We start from the raw sequence: 6,000 nt of genomic DNA, 5'->3' as shown, positions 1-6,000 counted from the left end.
TAAATTATAATGAATCAAAAAGTATGGTTTATTAAAAGTGCCGAAAAATTTGGATGGATAGATCTGGTATTGATAAAATAAACTATTTGACTAAACTTATTTTGGATTAATGTGAAAAATAATGATAGAAGAAGGTATCCTATTGAAATCAGGGATAAAGTAATATATGCAATTGTCAATGGTGACTTGTGGCTTAAGTAAGCAAATGCTTAAATTTAAAACTCTAGATAGAAGGCTGGTAGTGAGTTATTTAATGGTGTGTTCGAAATAAATTGAAGTAAATTCAACCAATGCGCTATCTTATATCATTATTTGTTGTACCATTGTGAGGAGAGTATTTATAGTTATGAAATCACAAAATTAGTCCGTTGACCGAAAATGAATCGCATACCTGAATATCAGCCAGATAATTTCAAGGCAATTATCAATGTGGAGCGTCCAAATACAAGAAAGATTTTTAGTGATTTTTTTATCGAACCGCTTTCTGTGTTAGATGAAAAAGCAATTATGCCATCCTTACCACATCGCAAGACAGTAAATGATTTTGTTTTCATCAGTAAAGGTAAATTAGATAAAATGGTATGCTCGGATATTTCTACACTTACATCCGGTACCTGCATGATTTTGCCTGCGTATAAAATCAGAACCCTCCTATATAGCTCGAAGGATATAGAGGGTTATTATTGTCATTTTTCGGATGATTTTATTACTGAAGGAAGTGGGTTGAAAAGAGTACAGGAAATTTATCATTTGTCGGAATTATTGAATACCCATTCATTCGAATTAGACGATGGACATTCTAAGAGAATCGAAATACTTTTAAAACATTCAATGAATTTATATGGATCGGATGACAATCAATATTTGTTAAAATTGTATCTAAATACCTTCATAGGGGAGCTTGTCCATTTTATAAAAACATTACCTATTCCTATCTTTTCACCAAGAGAAACCATTACACAGCGGTTCCGAAAGCTAATTACGTCACATATTCAAGATACCCACGTCATACAAGTGTATGCGGAGCTATTGCATGTGTCTCCCAATCACCTAAATAAATGCGTAAAAATTACAACCGGTAAAACGGCTTCTGAACTAATAAATGAAGCACTGTTAATGGAAGCAAAGGCATTATTATCACTGCCCCAATATGCAATCTCTGAAGTAGCCTACTCACTGGGATTTGAAGATATTTCATATTTTTCCCGTTTTTTTAGAAAGCATGCACATTATACTCCTTCGGAATATCGTAATATGATTGGTTTGTCCTGATTAATGATTTATCTGTTCTAATATTTCATAGTTCACATACTGAACTTTGTATTGTCAATATTTAAGAACAGATAAAATCATGAAAAGTCCACTTTTAATCATATGTGTATTACTTCTTTCAAATTACCTCAAGGCCCAAGAACATCCCGTTCCGGAATTTAAAAATCCACCAGTTGTTGTTGAGGTTTTGGTAGGGAATAATGGCTATGCATCCCAAATGACCGTTAATAAGGCGTTTCGGTCATTCCCAAAATTGGGTATATTCAGTGTAACCAATTTTTCTTCGCGCTGGAACGAAACTAATTCCAAAGATATGATGAATCAAATCCATCTCACATATCATTTTGCGAAAGGCTTCAGTGTGTTGGCAGGCACCCATTACACACCCAGTTCGGGAGTACGCCCCAATACCGCACTAATGTACTCATATTCTTCTAAGCAGTTTTTAGTTACATTGATGCCAAGGATTGATTTAGCTAATAATAGCAATTGGGAAGGTTTTGCCTTAGTTGAATACAAGCCACAACTAAATGAGTTTTGGAATCTATACACCCGGGCTCAGGGACTATATTGTGCCACCATCAACAGTGGAGATCATGCTCGGAGCTATCTCATGCTACGGGTGGGGATTAGCTCTAAAGAATTTCGATTTGGCTTAGGAGCCAACTGGGATGCATATGGTCCTACAAGAAATACTAAAGCAAATTATGGTGTCTTTGTAGCAGCAAATGTCTTTAATTAGTTATCCTTCTCTCTATTGCAATCAAATTAATTGAAAAAGTCAATGAAAATAATCACTCCAATAAAAAACAGCAATAATAAATATATCGTTAAAATTATGAACAATTTATTTTTTAGAACACAGAATACATTAACAGGATTTATTTTAAGATTGACCTTAGGTATTATTTTTTTTCCGCACGGCATGCAAAAAACAGTAGGGTGGTTTGGCGGAGCAGGCTTCAGCCAGATGATGAAAATTTTTACAGAACAGATGCATCTTCCGACAATTGTAGCATTCTTGGTCATTATGACTGAATGTGTTGGTGCTATATGTTTAATCTTTGGTTTTGCGACTAGGTTTTGGGCTATAGCTTATATCGGTCTGATGCTGGGAATTATGTTTACGACCCATTTACAATATGGATTTTTTATGAATTGGATGGGAACACAGCAGGGGGAAGGTTGTCAGTTTGATTTAATGGCTATCGGAATTGCTTTAGCTTTGGTAGTTGAAGGCGGGGGCAAATATGCGATTGACGGATATATTATTCGGGTAAAAAGATAGGCTATTTTGCTCTCGAGGCCATGCTAATGCCGGTTATAGCCACAAAATTGTACTGATAGTTGCATATCCATTTTGGATGTTGAAAAATGGGGTACTTATAGTAAGGCTGAACGATCTACTGTTTTTCTAAGTGTTTTGTCTCGACAGAAATAGAAAAAAGTTATTTATATATTTAGTACCGAAATCAGAATACAACCAGAATGAAACAATTCCCAAAAGAAAAAATTCTAGAGAATAATAAACTACTGTTTGCAAGATGGAAAACCAATACAGTGTCTACCAAACAATATATTCTGATGCAAGAAAACGCGTTCGTTTTCGTTATTAAAGGGAAAAAAATAATTTTCCGAGATAAGGAGATATTGGAAGTGAACAACAAACAACTTTTGATAGTAAAGAAAGGGATTCATAATATGACCGAGTATCTTGCTGAGGATGGTGTTTTTGAAGCGATTGTTATTTACTTTAACGATACATTTATAAAAAAAATGAAACTATTTGATGATGTAAGTATAGATACCAATCAACCTAACATCAAAGCATTAAATCAGCAGATACTCGTTCTCAATAAAAATAAAACCATTGAGAGCTTTGTTGTTCAATATGTAGTTTATATTCAAGAAAATGAAAACAATCAAACCATTCTTACTTTAAAAGTGAATGAGCTTATTTATCTCCTTTTAAGTACATATCCATATACTAGACAATTTTTCAGTACTATTATTTATGAAAGAAACGATTTGGAAGACATGGTAGAAAAATTGTACAAAGAGAATTATACGATTGATCAACTTGCAAAGTTTTCAAATCGAAGCCTATCCACATTTAAAAGGGATTTTAACAGGATATTTCAAAGCTCTCCTGCGAAATGGATTGTCTCCCGTAAGCTTTCAGATGCCTGTGTTCTATTATTAAATACAAATAAGAGTATATCTGAAATTGCATTTGAAAGCGGATTCGAGTCGTTATCCCTATTTGATAAATCTTTTAGGAGACATTTCAAAATTACGCCATCATTCTTTCGAGAACAACCTGTGAACCAAAACGACAAAACTTAGAGCCTTTAGAGCAACCCCTTCTTCTTTCTTCCAGCTAATTTTGATGTAAAATAATTCAAAAGCAGTGAAGTAAACAATTCTATTCTCTGAGAACTAGCAACAATGTTTCTCCAGATGGAACAAAAAGTCAAGATTATGTACACTTATCAGACAGAAAAAGTAAATTATAAAAGTGAAGGAGTAAAAATTTCAGCGTTACAGTATACTCCCTTAAGAGAAGGAAAATGCCCTGTTATTATTATGGCTCATGGCTTTGGTCTTACTAAAGAAGCTTATATAGACAAATTCGCTGAGAAATTTGCCGAAAATGGCTTTATTGTTATCCTTTTTGATTACCGAAATTTGGGAGAAAGTGGGGGATTACCACGACAAGAAGTCAATCCTTATATGCAAATAGAAGATTATAAAAACAGTATTACTTATGCCTATACCTTAGATAAAGTTGATAATGAAAAAATAGGGATTTGGGGAACGAGTTTCTCTGGTGGGCACGTTATTGTGACGGCCGCAACAGATAGAAGAGTTAAATGTGTCGTATCACAAGTTCCTACTGTCAGTGGTTTTAAATCTGGATTAAGAAGAATGCCTGCCGAGAATTTGGCTATCTATTGGGAGATCGTTGAGAAAGATAGACTTGACCGCTTTAATGGAAAGGAGCCATTAATGAGAGCACTCGTAGGTGATACGGAACAAAACCCCCTCTATCCAATGCTCGAGGCAAAAGAATATTATATGGGAGCGTTTAAATTTTCAAAGACATTTCGTAACGAGGTAACTCTTCGAGCCACAGAGTATAGCCGTATGTATGAGCCTGATATCTATGTGTCGCGTATTAGTCCTACACCGATTATGTATATTGTAGCGCTGAATGATAATGTTACACCGACCGACCTTTGTTTAAAGGCATACGAAAAAACCTTAGAGCCAAAAGCATTGGAAATAATTCCGGGCGGACATTTTTCTCCATACATTGAACATTTCCAAATTGCATGTAAGGCAGCTGTTGATTGGTTTTTGAAATATTTAAATTAAAATATGGTTTTAGACTAATTGAGATTGAAAAGGTTTTTTAACAAAAAGCAGTGTTATCTATATTGTTATATTAACGCCTTTAATAGATTTCGAATTGACGAAATCGTCCTATTTCTTTTTTCTGCAGGATAAAGAAAAAAAAATAATTTGGAATTCTTTTTCAAATTATTAGACTATGCTTTTAAGATATCCTAGAAATATTTTAAACACCCAGCTGATACGTTAGTTAAGTGTTGTTTAGGTAGGTTTTAAGCGAAGAGATTTTAAAAATTTAAAAGAGAATATGAATTATTTAGTAATAGAAAATAATAATGAGGAGGAGTTGACCTATGACATTATAAGTTTTTTCTGGGACAATAGCATTAAAATTTCGATACAGAAGGAGTATACAAATAATGATAATAGCATTTGTGCGGATTGCATTATTTTTTTGGATAACAAAAGCTTTTCCAGGGAGAATATAGTCAAGACAAAATTGTTTATACACTTTTGTAATGATGGTGTTTACTCCAATGCAATTCCTTTTCCGCACAGGATATATAAATATAATTGCTTGAATCGGAATGCTATTTCTGCTTTTTTTTCATGGTGCAAAAGCTTGAATCTTTTTGAAAAATAAGTGGTAAATCCTTAAAAAAGCAATTATTATTGCTAGTTATAGTTCTGTTCTTAAAGTGTGATTTGTTAGCGCCTGAAGGTTGTTATCTCCCTCAAAGTACACTTTATTTACCCAACTCGCGCATCCAGTTATTGAAATCCTCATCGGAAGGTATCTCAAATTTTTTACGCAATCTATTTTTACGGATTTGTACGGCGCGAATGGTCACATAGGTATATTCTGCAATATTTTTTGTTGAGAAGTTCAGGAAAGCCATCGCGCAGAACTCTAATTCGGTGGTTCTAATCTTCGTATCCAAATTTTTCACGGATTGTAATTGGGACATTGATGAATGCCAGCGATGTTATCTTATCTGAATTATATTACCTCAGGTTCATTTTCATTTCTTCTTCGAAGCTTTTGCAGCTGGGTTATAATCAAGACAGATTTTTATCCAATATTCAAAATCATCATGGTATTGAAAACCGATAGGTTCTACATAACAATAGCCTTTTAGTTGCTTTCCTTTCATTATCATTGGTAAGAAACCTTGTTTTTCCGAAACCTCATCTTCCAGTTCAGCGTTATAGCGGCACATCAGATTGTCATGGCTGATATTGATACACATTTTCCCATTCACAAGAAAAGATAGCCCGCTAAACAATTTCTTTTCCTCAACTTCGATATTTTCTTCGATTGCAAGTCTTTCACGGACGCGGTTGACAAGTTCATTGTTATAAGCCACCACTTCA

Annotated in this window: 7 protein-coding genes; 5 read left to right on the top strand and 2 right to left on the bottom strand. The window is 34.1% G+C overall.

From position 1 onward, the window contains the following. The first annotated feature begins 378 nt into the window (after positions 1-378). The 5 genes from AC07UV_RS22265 to AC07UV_RS22245 all read left to right on the top strand — a co-directional run bounded on the left by AC07UV_RS22265 (position 379) and on the right by AC07UV_RS22245 (position 4,650). Complete coding sequence (locus AC07UV_RS22265; protein ID WP_495185350.1) at positions 379-1,272, top strand: helix-turn-helix domain-containing protein; 894 nt, start codon at positions 379-381, stop codon at positions 1,270-1,272. Positions 1,273-1,351: 79 nt separating this feature from the next. Further along, complete coding sequence (locus AC07UV_RS22260) at positions 1,352-2,014, top strand: hypothetical protein (RefSeq protein ID WP_495185349.1); 663 nt, start codon at positions 1,352-1,354, stop codon at positions 2,012-2,014. A gap of 42 nt (positions 2,015-2,056) precedes the next feature. Further along, a complete protein-coding gene (locus AC07UV_RS22255) occupies positions 2,057-2,560 on the top strand; it encodes a DoxX family protein (RefSeq protein ID WP_282254675.1) in 504 nt (167 codons plus the stop codon). Positions 2,561-2,760: 200 nt separating this feature from the next. Then, complete coding sequence (locus AC07UV_RS22250) at positions 2,761-3,618, top strand: helix-turn-helix domain-containing protein (RefSeq protein WP_495185348.1); 858 nt, start codon at positions 2,761-2,763, stop codon at positions 3,616-3,618. Between the two features lie 114 nt (positions 3,619-3,732). Further along, positions 3,733-4,650 (top strand): alpha/beta hydrolase, encoded by a 918-nt coding sequence (locus tag AC07UV_RS22245; RefSeq protein ID WP_495185347.1) that lies wholly within the window; start codon positions 3,733-3,735, stop codon positions 4,648-4,650. Between the two features lie 722 nt (positions 4,651-5,372). Here the strand turns inward: AC07UV_RS22245 and AC07UV_RS22240 are convergent. Both AC07UV_RS22240 and AC07UV_RS22235 read right to left on the bottom strand, forming a co-directional pair. Then, positions 5,373-5,594: a helix-turn-helix transcriptional regulator gene (locus AC07UV_RS22240; RefSeq protein WP_495185346.1), complete on the bottom strand. Its 222-nt coding sequence runs from the start codon at positions 5,592-5,594 to the stop codon at positions 5,373-5,375. A 54-nt stretch (positions 5,595-5,648) separates the two neighbouring features. Continuing rightward, positions 5,649-5,993 carry a TfoX/Sxy family protein gene (locus tag AC07UV_RS22235; protein ID WP_495185345.1) on the bottom strand — a complete coding sequence of 115 codons (345 nt, stop codon included), beginning with the start codon at positions 5,991-5,993 and terminating at the stop codon, positions 5,649-5,651. Positions 5,994-6,000: the final 7 nt, after the last annotated feature.

Source organism: Sphingobacterium sp. GW821-FHT03E03, assembly GCF_059420745.1.
Note: the sequence above shows the minus strand (reverse complement) of the source record. Positions and strands in the feature narration are given on the sequence as shown.

Coding starts and splice junctions, on each gene's coding strand:
- AC07UV_RS22240 (WP_495185346.1), bottom strand. CDS start 5,594: ATGTCCCAATTACAATCCGTGAAAAATTTGGATACGAAGATTAGAACC.
- AC07UV_RS22260 (WP_495185349.1), top strand. CDS start 1,352: ATGAAAAGTCCACTTTTAATCATATGTGTATTACTTCTTTCAAATTAC.
- AC07UV_RS22265 (WP_495185350.1), top strand. CDS start 379: ATGAATCGCATACCTGAATATCAGCCAGATAATTTCAAGGCAATTATC.
- AC07UV_RS22250 (WP_495185348.1), top strand. CDS start 2,761: ATGAAACAATTCCCAAAAGAAAAAATTCTAGAGAATAATAAACTACTG.
- AC07UV_RS22245 (WP_495185347.1), top strand. CDS start 3,733: ATGGAACAAAAAGTCAAGATTATGTACACTTATCAGACAGAAAAAGTA.
- AC07UV_RS22255 (WP_282254675.1), top strand. CDS start 2,057: ATGAAAATAATCACTCCAATAAAAAACAGCAATAATAAATATATCGTT.